Source organism: Streptomyces sp. NPDC013455 (assembly GCF_040632975.1).
Lineage (GTDB): Bacteria > Actinomycetota > Actinomycetes > Streptomycetales > Streptomycetaceae > Streptomyces.
Genome location: NZ_JBEYCX010000007.1, coordinates 266,786 through 281,599, shown reverse-complemented (window position 1 = coordinate 281,599; position 14,814 = coordinate 266,786). Strand labels below are relative to the sequence as shown.

Here is a 14,814-nt window from a genome sequence, read left to right as displayed (position 1 = left end):
CGCACCGCCGAAGCCGGCTGCCGGGGCCCGTAGAATCGGCCTCACCATGGCTTACCTCGACCACGCCGCGACGACCCCCATGCTCCCGGAGGCGGCAGAGGCATTCACCGCCCAGTTGAGCATCACGGGCAATGCCTCCTCCCTCCACGCGTCCGGCCGCCAGGCCCGCCGCACGGTCGAGGAATCCCGCGAGAGCCTCGCGGAAGCGCTCGGCGCCCGCCCCAGCGAGGTCGTCTTCACCTCGGGCGGCACGGAGGCCGACAACCTCGCCGTCAAGGGCCTGTACTGGGCCCGCCGCGCCGCCGACCCGGCCCGTACCCGCGTGCTGGCGAGCCCCGTCGAGCACCACGCCGTGCTGGACGCCGTGCACTGGCTCGGCGAGCACGAGGGCGCCACCGTCGAGTACCTCCCCGTCGACTCCTACGGCCGCGTCCACCCCGAGGCGCTGCGCGAGGCCATCGCCCGGAACCCCGACGACGTCGCCCTGGCCACCGTGATGTGGGCCAACAACGAGATCGGCACGGTCATGCCGGTCCGTGAACTCGCCGACGCGGCCGCCGAGTTCGGCGTCCCGCTGCACGCCGACGCGGTTCAGGCGTTCGGCCAGGTCGCGGTCGACTTCGACGCCTCCGGCCTCGCCGCGATGACGGTGTCGGGGCACAAGATCGGCGGGCCGTACGGCATCGGCGCCCTGATCCTCGGCCGTGAGCACACCCCCGTGCCCGTCCTGCACGGCGGCGGCCAGGAGCGGCACGTCCGCTCCGGCACGCTGGACGTCCCGGCCGTCGCCTCCTTCGCCGTCGCCGGCCGGCTCGCCGCCGAGCAGCGCGAGTGGTTCGCCCGCGAGATCGGCGCCCTGCGCGACCAGCTGATCGAGGCCGTGCGCGCCGCCGTACCGGACGCGATCCTCGGCGGCGACCCGGCGCCCGAGGGCCGGCTCCCGGCCAACGCCCACTTCACCTTCCCCGGCTGCGAGGGCGACTCCCTGCTGCTCCTGCTGGACGCCCAGGGCATCGAGTGCTCCACCGGCTCCGCCTGCACCGCGGGCGTCGCCCAGCCCAGCCACGTCCTGCTGGCCACCGGCACCGACCCCGACCTGGCCCGCGGCACCCTGCGCTTCTCCCTCGGCCACACCTCCACGGAGGCGGACGTGGAGGCGGTCGCCGAGGCGATCGGCCCGGTGGTGGAACGGGCCCGGGCGGCCGGACTGACCTGACCGCTCAGGGGCGGGCCCGGCGGACCTGCCGCAGGTACCGGTCCCAGTCCCAGTGCGGGCCGGGGTCCGTGTGGTCCGTGCCCGGCACCTCCACGTGCCCGATGACGTGGTCCCGGTCGGCGGGTATGCCGTAGCGCCGGCAGATGGCCGCCGTCAGCCGTGCCGAGGACGCGTACATCGCGTCCGTGAAGGAGCCGGGCTCCTCCACGAAGCCCTCGTGCTCGATGCCGACACTGCGTTCGTTGTACGCGCGGTTGCCCGCGTGGAAGGCGACGTCCAGCTCCCGGATCAGCTGGGTGATCCGCCCGTCCCGGCGCACGATGTAGTGCGCCGCCGCACCGTGCGCCGGGTCCTGGAAAGCCTTCACCGCCGACGCGTAGCCGCCCTGCGTGACGTGGACGACCACCCGGTCCAGCCGGTAGTCGGCCGGCCGGTCCGCGCGCCGGTAGTTCGCCGGCGCGGCCGCCACCCAGCGCGCGCCCCGGAAGTCGACCGCGCCCGCCACCCGCGGCTTGTCCACCCCCGGCAGCCGCCACCACAGCCGGGACAGCTCCTCCCGGGCCAGCACCGCCGTGCCCACGGCCGCCGCGGCCCCGCCGACGAGCAGCGCCCGCCGCCCCAGCCGCCGGTCGCCGTCGCCCGCCGTCGTCTCCACCGTCGCCCCCATGTGATCGTCAACGGATGTGCGGCCGACCTGGTTCCCGCCTCCCCGTACCCTGGAAGGGCTATGACTGACACCCCGCAGCGCACCCGCCCCCTCCGCGTCCTCGCCGCCATGTCCGGTGGAGTCGACTCCGCCGTCGCCGCCGCGCGCGCCGCGGAGGCCGGCCACGACGTCACCGGCGTCCACCTCGCGCTCTCCGCGAACCCGCAGTCCTTCCGCACCGGCGCGCGGGGCTGCTGCACCATCGAGGACTCGCGTGACGCCCGCCGCGCGGCCGACGTCATCGGCATCCCGTTCTACGTCTGGGACCTCGCCGACCGCTTCCGCGAGGACGTGGTCGAGGACTTCATCGCCGAGTACGAGGCCGGCCGCACCCCGAACCCGTGCCTGCGCTGCAACGAGAAGATCAAGTTCGCCGCGCTGCTGGACAAGGCGCTGGCCCTCGGATTCGACGCCGTCTGCACCGGCCACTACGCCAAGGTGATCGTGAACGCGGACGGCTCCCGCGAGCTGCACCGGGCCTCCGACATGGCGAAGGACCAGTCGTACGTGCTCGGCGTGCTGGACGAGAAGCAGCTCGCGCACGCGCTGTTCCCGCTCGGCGACACGGTCACCACCAAGGAAGAGATCCGCGCGGAGGCCGAGCGCCGCGGTCTGGCCGTGGCCAAGAAGCCCGACTCGCACGACATCTGCTTCATCGCCGACGGCGACACCCAGGGCTTCCTCGCCCAGCGGCTCGGCAAGGCCGAGGGCGACATCGTGGACGAGTCCGGCGCCAGGCTGGGCACGCACGAGGGCGCCTACGGCTTCACGATCGGCCAGCGCAAGGGCCTGCGGATCGGGACCCCGGCCCCGGACGGCAAGCCGCGCTACGTCCTCGACATCTCCCCGGTGACCAACACGGTCACCGTCGGCCCGGCCACCGCCCTGGACGTCACCGCCCTCACCGCGATCAAGCCCCGCTGGTGCGGCGCCGCGCCCACCGGCCCCGGCACCTACACCGCCCAGCTGCGCGCCCACGGCGGGGAGACCGAGGTGACCGCCGAGCTGGTCGGCGGCGAACTGAGGGTCGCCTTCACCGAGCCGGTCCGCGGGGTCGCCCCGGGACAGGCGATCGTGCTGTACGACGGCACGCGTGTGGTGGGATCGGCGACGATCGCGTCGACCACCCGCGCGAGGGCGGCGGCCGTCTGAGCCCGCCCGGCACCCTCAGGCCGTGAAGGCCGCTGCCCTCACGCCGTGAAGGCCGCTGCCCTCAGGCCGTGAAGAACACTGCCCTCACGCCGTGAAGAACTCCGCCAGCACCGGCCCGAGGACGTCCGGCTCCACCATGTGGGTCTGACCCTCCAGGACCCGGTGGCTGCCCCGTGGCACCGTCTCGGCGATCTCGCGGGACGCCGCGCGCATCCACTCCGGGCTCGCGCCGCCCGCGACCGACAGCACCGGCGCGCCGATCCCGGCGAGGCGGTCCCGGGGCAGCAGCCCGTCGCCCATGACCGCGTCGTCGTAGGCGAGGCTGGGCGCGACGGCCTCCATGCCGGCCCACATGGGCGACTGGCGGGCGCCCCGGATCATCTCCTCGCCCAGGCCCGTCAGGCGCAGGAACAGTTCCACCGCGTCCCCGCGCCGGCCCTCCGCCAGCGCCCTGGTCAGCTGCTCCTTGTACGTGGCCTCCCGCGTGGCGCCGCCTTGGAGGTGATCGGCGTACGGCACCTCGTACACGGCCGCGCGGGGGACCGGCAGCCCGCTCGCCGCCGCCCGCAGCACCAGCGCGCCGCCCGAGGAGACCCCGAACAGCGCCGCGTCGCCGCCCACCGCGTCCCGCAGCGCGGCCAGGTCCTCGACCTCGCGCTCGACCGCGTACGGCGCGGTGTCCCCGCTCTCGCCGCGGCCCCGGCGGTCGTAGACGACGGCCGTACAGCGCTCCGCGAGGCGCTCTGCCAGGGGTGCCACGGTGCCGCCGGTGGACATCGCGCCGCACACCAGGATCACCGTGGGCCCCCGGCCGGTCACCCGGTAGGCGAGGGAGGTTCCATCGCGGGAAGTCGTCTTCTTGTCCATGGCCGTGCAGACTGCCGCACGGCGCGGCGCCCGCCGGTCACGACACGTCGGCTTCGTAGAAGCAGTAGTGGTCCGCGATCTCGGCCACGCCGGGTTCGGGGTCCGGGTAGGCCCAGACGAGGTCGGGCGCGCCGGGCAGCGACCAGTAGGACGCCGTGCCCTTGAAGGGGCAGACGGTGTGCGTGTCGGAGGGCGTCAGCAGATCGAGGCGGACGTCCTCGGCGGGGATGTAGTACCGCACCGGACAGCCCGTCTCGCGCAGCTCCAGGGGGCGGTCGGTCTCCGCGAGCACCAGGTCGCCGTGCACCACGCGCACGTGCCGCTCGCTCTTCTCGATCGTGATCGTGTGTCCTCGGGTCATGCCGGTTCAGCACCGCGGGCACCGCGCTTCTTCCCGCCCGGCGCGGGGACCGTACGGTAGGGGCCATGAACATCTGCGTCTTCCTGTCCGCCGCCGACCTCGACGAGCGTTACACGCGCCCCGCGCGCGAGTTCGCCGAACTGATCGGGAAGGCCGGTCACACCCTGGTCTGGGGCGGCTCCGACGTCGGCCTGATGAAGGTGGTCGCCGACGGGGTGCACGAGGCGGGCGGCAGGCTGCTGGGCGTCTCGGTGGAGTTCCTGGCGAACAAGGTCCGCCCCGGTGCCGACGAGATGGTCATCGCCGCCGACCTCGCCGAGCGCAAGAAGCTGCTGCTGGAGAAGGCCGACGCCGTGGTGATCATGGTGGGCGGCACGGGCACGCTGGACGAGGCCACCGAGATCCTGGAGCTGAAGAAGCACGGCCGTACCGAGAAGCCGGTCGTCCTGCTGAACACGGCGGGCTTCTACGACGGCCTGCGCGAGCAGTTCCGCCGGATGGAGGCCGAGGGCTTCCTGCCCCGCCCGCTGGCCGAGCTGGTCTTCTTCGCGGACGAGCCGGCCGGGGCGCTGGCCCACCTGGAGGAGCAGCTCGGCGCCCGGTGATGCGAGCATGGCGGGCATGGCTACTCATGTGATCACCGGGGCCGGTTCCGGCATCGGCGCGGCCGTCGCCCGCCGGCTGCACGCGCGCGGGGACGACCTCGTGCTGCACGCGCGCGACGCGGGCCGCGCGAAAGAGCTGGCGGCCGAGTTCCCCGGCGCGCGGACCCTGGTCGGCGACCTCGCGGACCCCGACAAGCTGTCCTGGGCGTTCTCCCACCAGACGCTCCCGGACCGCGTGGACTCCCTGCTGCACATCGCCGGCGTCGTCGACCTCGGCGACGTCGGGGACCTGACCCCGAAGGCGTGGCGCCACCAGCTCAACGTCAACCTGATCGCCCCGGCCGAGCTGACCCGGCACTTCCTGCCCCAGCTGCGGGCGGCCCGCGGCCATGTGATCTTCGTCAACTCCGGCGCCGGCCTCACCGCGCACGCCGGCTGGTCGGCGTACGCCGCCTCCAAGCACGGCCTGAAGGCCCTCGCCGACTCCCTGCGCCAGGAAGAGCACGCGGCCGGCGTCCGCGTCACCTCTGTCTACCCCGGGCGCACCGCCAGCCCCATGCAGGCCAAGGTGCACCAGCAGGAGGGCAAGGAGTACGACGCCTCGAAGTGGATCGACCCCGAGTCGGTCGCCACGACGATCCTCATGGCCCTCGACCTGCCCGAGGACGCGGAGGTCAACGACCTGACGGTACGGCCGGGGCGGTGACCTCCCGGCGGGCGCGCGTCCGGCCCCCCGCCCGCCGGCAGCGGGCGCGCGTCCGGCCCCCCCGCCCGCCGGCAGCGGGCCGGACGGGCCTGACGTGCTGTTACCTTGGGGACCTCGCATGATCGGATCGGGGGAGGAACGGCCGTGCTGTGGGGGGAGGAGCGCGTCGAACTCGGACCTGCGCTCCGCAAGAGGCTGGCCCGCGCGGGAGTGCCGGGGATCGACGCGCTGCTGGGGCTGAACGAGCGTGAGCTCGGGGCGCTCGGCGGCATCGGCCCGACCACCGTGCGGGAGATACTCGACCGGCTCGCGGGGGCGGGCCTGTCGCTCGCGCCCGACCCGTACGCCGCGTACGAGTGCGCCCGGCACTCGGAGCCGGCCCGGGACGCCGAGCTGCGCTCGTACTTCCTGTGCGGGGAGTGCCGTGAGGCGTACAGCTCGCGCGCCTTCGACGGCCGCCCTCCCGCCTGGGTGTCGGGCGAGCGCGTCGAGGGCTACTGCGGCCACTGCAACGCCCTGACCGAGGTCCGCCTGACCCAGTGGTTCCTGTGCGGCACGTGCGACCGGGTGATGAGGTCGGTGGGGCGGAGCCTGGCCTCGGCCCGGTTCGTGGCGGAGTCCTGGGCGGCGGCCTTCGGCGAGGAGCCCGCCCTCACCCTGACCGAGACCGACCCCGTCGAACTGCGGCCCCGGGCGAAGCGTTCGGACGCCGGCCGCGTGGCGAGCGCGGACTTCGTGGCCAGCCGTCCCACCGGGGAGCCCGTGCTGGGGCTGGAACTGAAGAGCGGCCGCAGCGCCCTGCCGCACGGCGGGATAGGGGCCCCCATGGGCATGTTCCAGCTCGACACGACCGACTGCGACGACATCGCGGCCTCGGCCGCGAGCCTGGACGCCCCGGTCCTCCTCGTGCACGCCCAGGTCATCGGCCGGGCGCACGCGCCCACGGAGCGCTACGAGGCCGTGGGCCTGTGGTTCGCCCGGCCGTGGGACCTGGCCGAGCACCTGAGCGCCATCCGGCAGAGGCCGCGGGAGACCCGCCCGGCCGCGTACTTCCGGCCGCTCGCCTTCCGCCCGTTCCGCGAGTTCCCGGAGTACGTCCGCACGCGCCTCGACGGTGATCTGGAACGCATGCGCGGCACCGGGTTCCCCCCGCTGTACAGCAGCTGACGGCAGGCGGTGCACCGGCCGGCCGGCCGGTCCCGGGCGGGGCTTACGCTTCCCTGGTGAGCGAAAACAGCCAGTTCAGGTTCCCCGGGGCCACCGGTGTGGGTTCCCTGCCCGGCGGGGACGCGAGGGAAGCCGCCAAGACCGCCGCCGGGTCCTTCGAGGACTTCCCCTTCCTGGCGGAACTGCCCGCGCGCGGACCCGGCGCCGACATGATCGGACGCACCGCCGGGATGCTGGTCGAGCTGTACGCGCGCGTGGAGCCCAGCGGCTGGCGGCTCGGGGACCGGCCCGGCCGGGACACCCGGCGGGCGCGGTCCTGGCTGGGGGAGGACCTGGACGCCCTGGAGGAGTTCACCCAGGACTACGCCGGTGATCTGAAGGTGCAGGCCGTCGGGCCGTGGACGCTGGCCGCCGCCCTGGAACTGCGCAACGGCGAGGCCGCCCTGTCCGACCCCGGCGCGTGCCGCGACCTCGCCGCCTCGCTGGCGGAGGGGCTGCACCTGCACCTCGCCGAGCTGCGGCGGCGCGTGCCCGGCGCCCGGCTCGTGCTCCAGCTCGACGAACCCTCCCTGACCGCCGTGCTGCGCGGACAGGTGAGGACCGCCAGCGGCTACCGCACGCACCGCGCGGTGGACCGCCAGATCGTGGAGGCCACGCTCCGGGACGTGATCGGGGCGCACGACCCGGGGCCCGTGGTGGTGCACTCCTGCGCGCCGGACGTGCCCTTCGCCCTGCTGCGCCGGGCCGGTGCCGCCGCCGTCTCCTTCGACGCCTCCCTCCTCACCGAGCGTGACGACGAGGCGATCGGTGAGGCGGTCGAGGGCGGCACCCGGCTGTTCGCCGGTGTCGTCCCGGGCACGGACGGCCCATTGTCAGACCCTGCCGGTAGCGTCAGGGGTGTCAGGACGCTGTGGCGCAGGCTGGGGCTGAATCCGGGGTTGCTCGCGGAGACGGTCACGGTCACCCCGGCGTGCGGTCTGGCGGGGGCTTCCCCCGCCTACGCGCGCCAGGCGCTCGCCCACTGCGCCCGGGCGGCGAGATCCCTCGCGGACAACCCAGAGTAACGGGAGGACAACACGGTGGCCGGCGACAAGCAGGCGGAGACGACGGCGGTGCCCGCCGAGGCCCGCGACCAGCACGCGCAGCTCGCGGAGCAGGTCGAGGAGCACCGCTTCCGGTACTACGTGAAGGACGCTCCGGTCATCAGCGACGCGGAGTTCGACCGGCTCCTGAAGTCCCTGGAGGCCCTGGAGGAGGAGTATCCGGAGCTGCGCACCCCGGACTCGCCGACCCAGAAGGTCGCGGGATCGTACGAGACGGAGTTCACCGCGGTCGAGCACCGCCAGCGGATGCTGTCGCTGGACAACACCTTCAACGACGACGAGCTGGCCACCTGGGCCGACCGCATCGCCAGGGAGCTGGGCGACCAGGAGTACCACTTCCTGTGCGAACTGAAGGTGGACGGCCTGGCGGTCAACCTCACGTACGAGAACGGCCGCCTCACGCGCGCGGCCACCCGCGGGGACGGCCGCACCGGCGAGGACATCACGCCGAACGTCCGCACGATCGCGGAGATCCCCGACCGGCTCGCGGGCGACGAGGTGCCCGAGTTGGTCGAGATTCGCGGCGAGGTCTACTTCCCGATGGAGAAGTTCCTCGAACTGAACGAGCGGCTCGTCGCGGCCGGCGACAAGCCCTTCGCCAACCCCCGCAACGCGGCCGCCGGTTCACTGCGCCAGAAGGACCCGCGGGTCACCGCCACCCGCCCGCTGCACATGGTGGTCCACGGCATCGGCGCCCTGGAGGGCTACTCCGGCATGGCCCGGCTCTCCCAGGCCTACGACCTGCTGAAGACCTGGGGCCTGCCCACCTCCCGGCACAACCGCGTGGTGGACGACCTGGACGGCGTCCGGGAGTTCATCGCCCACTACGGCGAGCACCGCCACTCCGTCGAGCACGAGATCGACGGCGTCGTGGTCAAGCTGGACGAGATCCGGCTCCAGGGGCGGCTCGGTTCCACCGCGCGGGCGCCCCGCTGGGCGATCGCCTACAAGTACGCGCCGGAGGAGGTCAACACCAGGCTCGTCGACATCAAGGTGGGTGTCGGCCGCACCGGCCGCGTCACGCCGTACGCCCAGGTCGAGCCGGTCACGGTCGCGGGCAGCGAGGTGGAGTTCGCCACCCTGCACAACCAGGAGGTCGTCAAGGCCAAGGGCGTCCTCATCGGCGACACCGTGGTCCTGCGCAAGGCCGGCGACGTCATCCCGGAGATCCTCGGCCCGGTGGCCGACCTCAGGGACGGCAGCGAGCGGGAGTTCGTGATGCCGGGCGAGTGCCCCGAGTGCGGGACGGCGCTGCGGCCCATGAAGGAGGGCGACATCGACCTCCGCTGCCCCAACGCCCGTACGTGCCCGGCGCAGTTGCGGGGGCGTGTCTCCTACCTCGCGGGCCGCGAGTGCCTGGACATCGAGCACTTCGGCGACGTGGCCGCCGCGGCGCTCACCCAGCCGCTGGAGCCGGCCGACCCGCCGCTGGTCGACGAGGGCGACCTGTTCGACCTGACGGTGGAGAAGCTGCTGCCCATCAAGGCCTACGTCCTCGACCCCGACAGCGGCCTGCCCAAGCGCGACCCCAGGACCGGCGAGGAGAAGGTCGTCACGGTCTTCGCCAACCAGAAGGGCGAGCCGAAGAAGAACACCCTCGCCCTGCTGGCGAACATCGAGGCGGCCAAGACCCGTCCGCTGGCCCGGTTCCTGAACGGGCTGTCCATCCGGCACGTGGGACCGGTCGCCGCCCAGGCCCTGGCCCGGGAGTTCCGCTCCGTCGAGCGCATCGAACAGGCCACCGAGCAGGAGCTGGCGGCCACCGACGGCGTCGGCCCGATCATCGCCGCCGCGCTCAAGGAGTGGTTCGCCGAGGACTGGCACCGCGAGATCGTCCGCAAGTGGAAGGCCGCCGGAGTCCCGCTGGAGGACCAGTCCTCCGGCGAGGACGAGGGGCCGCGTCCGCTGGAGGGGCTCACCGTCGTCGTCACCGGCACGCTGGAGAACTTCACCCGGGACGGGGCCAAGGAGGCACTGCAGAGCCGGGGCGCGAAAGTGACCGGTTCGGTCTCGAAGAAGACCGCGTTCGTCGTTGTGGGTGACAACCCCGGGTCGAAGTACGACAAGGCCATGCAGCTGAAAGTTCCGGTTCTGGACGAGGACGGGTTCGGCGTTCTCCTGGAACAGGGCCCCGAAGCGGCGGCCGAAGTCGCGCTTCCGACCGGGGAGTAGCGGTTGAAGGCCACCCGATCGGCGCATATCAGATGCATACGGGTGGCCCGGGCGCATTCGGGCAACCGTCGGAGACCGCTGCCCGTGGAAGCCTTCCGCGGCCTACTGTTGAGGTGTGCGCCTGCCGTGCCCAGCTGCGGCTGGGGCAGCTCCGTGCTCTCCACAGGCGCGGGGAAGGTTTCTTCGGCGCGGAGCTGCTGATGGTTGTCGGTCATCGGGCCGCGTGGCGTGGGCACCGCCGGCTGTGAGAGGGACGGGAATGAAACCGACCGAGAGCGCCGCCCCGGACTCACGGCTGCGCCTGCGCCGCCGCGCGGGCGCGTGGCGGGGGAACCGGTGGACCGGGCGGGCCGAGGGACGGACGGGCGTGCAGCCGCGCCCGGCCGGTCCGGGCACCGCCGTCGAGGCCCGCGCCCCCCTCCCGCCGGCCGTCGAGCCCGCGCCCGGCCTGGCCGGCGCCGACTCCGAGCGCCCGGTGCCCTGGCCGGCGCTGCCCGCGGCCGTCGTCGCCGCGGCCGGACTCGCCCTGGGCGCCGGCTTCTACCGCGCCTACACCCAGCACCACGCCCTCTTCCCCTGCGGCACGGTCGGCTGGGCCCTGGCCCTGCTCACCGGCGTCATCGTCGGCCACCTCGTCATGCTGGGCCGCGCCCGCTGGTGGGGCGGCACCGGCTCGGGCGCCGCCCTCACCCTCGCCGTCCTGCTGCTGTACGGCTGGGTGCCCGCAGGGCTGGTCAGCCTCACCGTGGTCGTCCTGGTCGGCATCGCGCGCCGGCACCGCTGGCGGCAGGGCGTGCTGCACGGCGCGGTGGACATCCTCGGCATCGGCGCCGGTGCCCTGCTGCTGGGCGCGTTCGGCCGGGTCCCGAGCGTGGAGGAGCCCTGGCGGCCCGACAGCTGGAGCGTCGCCACGGTGCCCGAGGTGGTCCTGGTCGCCGGCGTCTACCTCGCCGTCAGCCGCGGCCTGCTGTGGTACCTGCACGCGCCGCGCGGCGGGGTGCCCACCATCGCCCGCACCGCGCTGGTCCGACAGGGCCTGGTCGCGGGCGCGCTGCTCGGCATCGCGCCCCTGGTGTGCGTCGTCGCCGACGCCCAGCCGGTCCTGCTGCCGCTCTTCGCCATCCCGCTCATCGCCCTGGACTCCACGTTGTGGATGGCCCGGGCCCGTGCGGAGGAGCAGCTGCGCGACCCGCTGACCGGACTGCCCAACCGGCAGTGGCTGCTGGAACGGATCTGGACCGCCCTCGACGACGCCGACCGCATCGGCGCCCGCGCCGCGCTCATGCTGATCGACCTCGATCGTTTCCGGTCGGTGAACGACACCCTCGGTCACCTGGCCGGCGACCGGCTGCTGCTCCAGATCGCCGACCGGCTGCGCCTCGCCCTGCCGCGCGGGGCGGAGGCCGCCCGGCTCGGCGGTGACGAGTTCGCCGTCTTACTGCCCGTAGCCGACTCCACCACGTCGGCCACGCGCATCGCCCGCGGCCTCGTCGCCGCCCTCAGCTCCCCCCTCGACCTCGACGGGCTGACCCTCGTCCTGGAGGCCAGCGCCGGCGTCGCCGTCTTCCCCGACCACGCGCTCGACGCCGAAGGACTGCTGCGCCGCGCCGACGTCGCGATGTACCAGGCGAAGCGGGACCGCACCGGCGTCGAGGTCTACGAGTCCAAGCGGGACTCCAACACCCCCGACCGCCTCGGCCTGCTGGGCGACCTGCGCCGGGCGCTGGACGCGCACGAGGTGCAGCTCCACTACCAGCCCAAGGTCCGCTTCGACGGACAGGTCGCCGGCCTGGAGGCGCTGGTCCGCTGGGTGCATCCCGAGCGCGGGAAGGTTCCGCCGGACGAGTTCATAGCGATAGCCGAGTCCTCGGGGCTGATGCCCCACCTCACCGAGTACGTGCTGGAGACCGCCCTCGGTCAGGTCGCCCGGTGGCGCGCGCAGGGCCTGCGGGTCCCGGTCGCCGTCAACGTCTCCCCGCGCGACGTCCACACCCCCGGCTTCGCCGGCTCCGTCGCCGCCCGGCTGGCCCGCCACGGCGTCCCCGCCGGAGCGCTCCAGCTGGAGATCACCGAGCACGTGCTGCTGGAGGACCCGCAGCGGGCCGCCGACACCCTCGCCGGACTCACCGGCCACGGCGTGAAGATGTCCCTGGACGACTTCGGCACCGGCTACTCCTCCCTGGTCCACCTGCGGCGGCTGCCGGTCAGCGAGCTGAAGATCGACCGCTCCTTCGTGGCCCGGCTGGCCGTCGACAACGAGGACGCCGAGATCGTGCGGTGCACCGTCGACCTGGCCCATTCGCTGGGCCTCCTCGTCGTCGCCGAGGGCGTGGAGGACGACGAGACCTGGGAGCGGCTGCGGGATCTGGGCTGTGACGCGGTGCAGGGCTGGCTGGTGGCCGCGGCGATGCCGCCGGACGAGACCACGGCCTGGCTGCTGGCCCGCGGGACCCGCGGGTGGCAGCGGCCGCGCGCCGCGCTCCCGGCCGCCGAGTAGGCACCTGCCGCCGGCATCCGCCCCGGCGGGGCCACCGCGGAGAGCCTCCCGGAGGTCCGGGAGCCCGTGCGGCGCCCCCGTCCCGGGGGGCGCGTCCCGGCCCGGGCGGCGCCGGTGCGAGCGGGGCCGCGCGAAACCGTTTCACGCGCACGGCGGCCCGCCCCATAGGATTGGGCCCAAACCACACACACTCACCCCAGAGGATCGCTGCATGCCTGGCATCACGCGCGAGGAGGTCGCCCACCTCGCCCGGCTGGCGCGTCTGGAGCTGAAGCCCGAAGAACTCGACCACTTCGCCGGCCAGCTCGACGACATCATCGGCGCGGTAGCCCGCGTCAGCGAGGTCGCCGACCAAGACGTACCGCCGACCTCGCACCCGCTCCCGCTGACGAACGTCATGCGGGCGGACGAGGTCCGTCCCTCGCTCACCCCGCAGCAGGCGCTCTCCGGCGCCCCCGCCCAGGAGCAGCAGCGTTTCAAGGTGCCGCAGATCCTGGGGGAGGAGTGACCACCATGACGGACAACAACATCATCAAGCTCACGGCGGCGCAGACCGCCGAGAAGATCGCCTCCGGCGAGCTGACGGCCGTCCAGGTCACCGAAGCGCACCTGGCGCGCATCGAGGCCGTCGACGAGAAGGTGCACGCCTTCCTGCACGTCGACCGCGAGGGCGCCCTCGCCCAGGCCCGCGCCGTGGACGAGAAGCGCGAGCGCGGCGAGAAGCTCGGCCCGCTGGCCGGCGTCCCGCTCGCGCTCAAGGACATCTTCACCACCGAGGGCATCCCGACCACCGTCGGCTCCAAGATCCTCGAAGGCTGGATCCCGCCGTACGACGCGACGGTCACCAAGCGGCTGAAGGCCGCCGACGTCGTCATCCTCGGCAAGACCAACATGGACGAGTTCGCCATGGGGTCCTCCACCGAGAACAGCGCCTACGGCCCGACCGGCAACCCCTGGGACCTCACCAAGATCCCCGGCGGCTCCGGCGGCGGTTCGAGCGCCGCCCTCGCCGCCTTCCAGGCCCCGCTCGCCATCGGCACCGACACCGGCGGCTCGATCCGCCAGCCGGCCGCCGTCACCGGCACGGTCGGCGTCAAGCCGACGTACGGCGCGGTGTCCCGCTACGGCATGGTCGCCTTCTCCTCCTCCCTCGACCAGGGCGGTCCCTGCGCCCGGACGGTCCTGGACGCGGCGCTGCTGCACGAGGTGATCGCCGGCCACGACCCGCTGGACTCCACCTCCATCGACGCCCCGGTCCCGCCGGTCGTCGAGGCCGCCCGCAACGGCAGCGTCGCGGGCATGCGCGTCGGCGTGGTCAAGCAGTTCCGCGGCGAGGGCTACCAGGCCGGTGTCATCCAGCGCTTCGACGAGTCCGTCGAGCTGCTGAAGGAGCTGGGCGCCGAGATCGTCGAGCTGGACTGCCCGTCCTTCGACCTCGCCCTGTCGGCGTACTACCTGATCGCCCCGTCCGAGTGCTCCTCCAACCTCGCCCGCTTCGACGGCCTGCGCTACGGCCTGCGGACCGGTGACGACGGCGGTCACTCGGCCGAGGAGGTCACCTCCCTCACCCGCGAGGCCGGTTTCGGCCCCGAGGTCAAGCGCCGCATCATGCTCGGCACCTACGCCCTGAGCTCCGGCTACTACGACGCGTACTACGGCTCCGCGCAGAAGGTCCGCACGCTCATCAAGCAGGACTTCGACAAGGCGTTCGAGCAGGTGGACGTGATCGTCTCCCCGACGACCCCGACCACCGCCTTCGCGATCGGCGAGCGCGCCGACGACCCCATGGCGATGTACCTCGCGGACCTGTGCACCATCCCGACCAACCTGGCGGGCAACGCGGCCATGTCCCTGCCCTGCGGCCTCGCCCCGGAGGACAACCTCCCGGTGGGCCTCCAGATCATCGCCCCGGTGATGAAGGACGACCGGCTGTACAAGGTGGGCGCCGCCGTCGAGGCCGCCTTCGTGGAAAAGTGGGGTCACCCGCTGCTGGAGGAGGCTCCGTCGCTGTGAGCGCACTGTCCAAGGCCAAGGGCTTCAAGAAGTCCAGGTCCGGTACGTACGTGTCCATGGCCGCCACCGCGTTCGGCGCGGTCGGTGCCATGAAGCAGATCAAGAAGGCCCGCGCCGAGAACGACACGCTGCGGCTCGTCGACGCCGTCGTCACCGCCGCAGGCATCGTCACCGGCCTCGCCATCCTCTACCGCGAGCTGAAGCGGCTGGGCGACGACGACGTCCTGCTGGGCTGAGAGGGAAGTTTTC

At 73.5% G+C, this 14,814-nt stretch carries 14 protein-coding genes; 11 read left to right on the top strand and 3 right to left on the bottom strand.

Annotation, left to right across the window (positions count from 1 at the left end; genetic code table 11):
- The first annotated feature begins 46 nt into the window (after nucleotides 1-46).
- Nucleotides 47-1,216, top strand: a complete 1,170-nt coding sequence (locus ABZ576_RS14795; RefSeq protein WP_360739934.1) for a cysteine desulfurase family protein — start codon at nucleotides 47-49, stop codon at nucleotides 1,214-1,216.
- Between the two features lie 4 nt (nucleotides 1,217-1,220).
- Here the strand turns inward: ABZ576_RS14795 and ABZ576_RS14790 are convergent, their stop codons facing one another.
- The gene (locus ABZ576_RS14790) at nucleotides 1,221-1,883 is read right to left on the bottom strand and encodes an N-acetylmuramoyl-L-alanine amidase (RefSeq protein WP_360739933.1); all 663 of its coding nucleotides are present in this window, start codon (nucleotides 1,881-1,883) and stop codon (nucleotides 1,221-1,223) included.
- A 60-nt stretch (nucleotides 1,884-1,943) separates the two neighbouring features.
- Between ABZ576_RS14790 and mnmA the strand changes: the two genes are divergently transcribed.
- Complete coding sequence (gene mnmA, locus ABZ576_RS14785; RefSeq protein ID WP_360739931.1) at nucleotides 1,944-3,074, top strand: tRNA 2-thiouridine(34) synthase MnmA; 1,131 nt, start codon at nucleotides 1,944-1,946, stop codon at nucleotides 3,072-3,074.
- Nucleotides 3,075-3,158: 84 nt separating this feature from the next.
- Here mnmA and ABZ576_RS14780 read toward each other — a convergent pair whose 3' ends face one another.
- Complete coding sequence (locus ABZ576_RS14780; RefSeq protein ID WP_360739928.1) at nucleotides 3,159-3,941, bottom strand: alpha/beta hydrolase; 783 nt, start codon at nucleotides 3,939-3,941, stop codon at nucleotides 3,159-3,161.
- A 37-nt stretch (nucleotides 3,942-3,978) separates the two neighbouring features.
- Nucleotides 3,979-4,302, bottom strand: coding sequence for a DUF427 domain-containing protein (locus ABZ576_RS14775; RefSeq protein ID WP_360739925.1), 324 nt, complete (start codon nucleotides 4,300-4,302; stop codon nucleotides 3,979-3,981).
- 65 nt (nucleotides 4,303-4,367) lie between these two features.
- On the opposite strand from ABZ576_RS14775, the gene ABZ576_RS14770 reads away from it, so the two are divergent.
- The 9 genes from ABZ576_RS14770 to ABZ576_RS14730 all read left to right on the top strand — a co-directional run bounded on the left by ABZ576_RS14770 (nucleotide 4,368) and on the right by ABZ576_RS14730 (nucleotide 14,801).
- Nucleotides 4,368-4,907, top strand: a complete 540-nt coding sequence (locus ABZ576_RS14770; protein WP_360739924.1) for a TIGR00730 family Rossman fold protein — start codon at nucleotides 4,368-4,370, stop codon at nucleotides 4,905-4,907.
- A 7-nt stretch (nucleotides 4,908-4,914) separates the two neighbouring features.
- Nucleotides 4,915-5,613 (top strand): SDR family oxidoreductase, encoded by a 699-nt coding sequence (locus tag ABZ576_RS14765; RefSeq protein ID WP_360739921.1) that lies wholly within the window; start codon nucleotides 4,915-4,917, stop codon nucleotides 5,611-5,613.
- Between the two features lie 144 nt (nucleotides 5,614-5,757).
- The gene (locus ABZ576_RS14760; RefSeq protein ID WP_360739919.1) at nucleotides 5,758-6,780 is read left to right on the top strand and encodes a helix-hairpin-helix domain-containing protein; all 1,023 of its coding nucleotides are present in this window, start codon (nucleotides 5,758-5,760) and stop codon (nucleotides 6,778-6,780) included.
- A 56-nt stretch (nucleotides 6,781-6,836) separates the two neighbouring features.
- Nucleotides 6,837-7,844 carry a methionine synthase gene (locus tag ABZ576_RS14755; protein ID WP_360739916.1) on the top strand — a complete coding sequence of 336 codons (1,008 nt, stop codon included), beginning with the start codon at nucleotides 6,837-6,839 and terminating at the stop codon, nucleotides 7,842-7,844.
- A 15-nt stretch (nucleotides 7,845-7,859) separates the two neighbouring features.
- Entirely contained in the window at nucleotides 7,860-10,055 is a 2,196-nt protein-coding gene (gene ligA / locus ABZ576_RS14750; protein WP_360739912.1) for an NAD-dependent DNA ligase LigA, read from the top strand.
- Nucleotides 10,056-10,314: 259 nt separating this feature from the next.
- Nucleotides 10,315-12,552 carry a bifunctional diguanylate cyclase/phosphodiesterase gene (locus tag ABZ576_RS14745; protein WP_360739910.1) on the top strand — a complete coding sequence of 746 codons (2,238 nt, stop codon included), beginning with the start codon at nucleotides 10,315-10,317 and terminating at the stop codon, nucleotides 12,550-12,552.
- Between the two features lie 211 nt (nucleotides 12,553-12,763).
- On the top strand, nucleotides 12,764-13,060 hold the full coding sequence (gatC, locus tag ABZ576_RS14740) for an Asp-tRNA(Asn)/Glu-tRNA(Gln) amidotransferase subunit GatC (protein WP_360739908.1): 297 nt from the start codon (nucleotides 12,764-12,766) through the stop codon (nucleotides 13,058-13,060).
- Nucleotides 13,061-13,065: 5 nt separating this feature from the next.
- Nucleotides 13,066-14,565, top strand: coding sequence for an Asp-tRNA(Asn)/Glu-tRNA(Gln) amidotransferase subunit GatA (gene gatA, locus ABZ576_RS14735; RefSeq protein WP_360739905.1), 1,500 nt, complete (start codon nucleotides 13,066-13,068; stop codon nucleotides 14,563-14,565).
- Complete coding sequence (locus ABZ576_RS14730) at nucleotides 14,562-14,801, top strand: hypothetical protein (protein ID WP_360739902.1); 240 nt, start codon at nucleotides 14,562-14,564, stop codon at nucleotides 14,799-14,801. Before gatA ends, ABZ576_RS14730 begins: the two co-directional genes overlap by 4 nt.
- Nucleotides 14,802-14,814 lie beyond the last annotated feature (13 nt).

What these genes read in the sequence shown, in the direction of transcription:
- ABZ576_RS14795 (WP_360739934.1), top strand. Translation starts at nt 47, where the DNA reads ATGGCTTACCTCGACCACGCCGCGACGACCCCCATGCTCCCGGAGGCG.
- ABZ576_RS14790 (WP_360739933.1), bottom strand. Translation starts at nt 1,883, where the DNA reads ATGGGGGCGACGGTGGAGACGACGGCGGGCGACGGCGACCGGCGGCTG.
- mnmA (WP_360739931.1), top strand. Translation starts at nt 1,944, where the DNA reads ATGACTGACACCCCGCAGCGCACCCGCCCCCTCCGCGTCCTCGCCGCC.
- ABZ576_RS14780 (WP_360739928.1), bottom strand. Translation starts at nt 3,941, where the DNA reads ATGGACAAGAAGACGACTTCCCGCGATGGAACCTCCCTCGCCTACCGG.
- ABZ576_RS14775 (WP_360739925.1), bottom strand. Translation starts at nt 4,302, where the DNA reads ATGACCCGAGGACACACGATCACGATCGAGAAGAGCGAGCGGCACGTG.
- ABZ576_RS14770 (WP_360739924.1), top strand. Translation starts at nt 4,368, where the DNA reads ATGAACATCTGCGTCTTCCTGTCCGCCGCCGACCTCGACGAGCGTTAC.
- ABZ576_RS14765 (WP_360739921.1), top strand. Translation starts at nt 4,915, where the DNA reads ATGGCGGGCATGGCTACTCATGTGATCACCGGGGCCGGTTCCGGCATC.
- ABZ576_RS14745 (WP_360739910.1), top strand. Translation starts at nt 10,315, where the DNA reads ATGAAACCGACCGAGAGCGCCGCCCCGGACTCACGGCTGCGCCTGCGC.
- gatC (WP_360739908.1), top strand. Translation starts at nt 12,764, where the DNA reads ATGCCTGGCATCACGCGCGAGGAGGTCGCCCACCTCGCCCGGCTGGCG.
- gatA (WP_360739905.1), top strand. Translation starts at nt 13,066, where the DNA reads ATGACGGACAACAACATCATCAAGCTCACGGCGGCGCAGACCGCCGAG.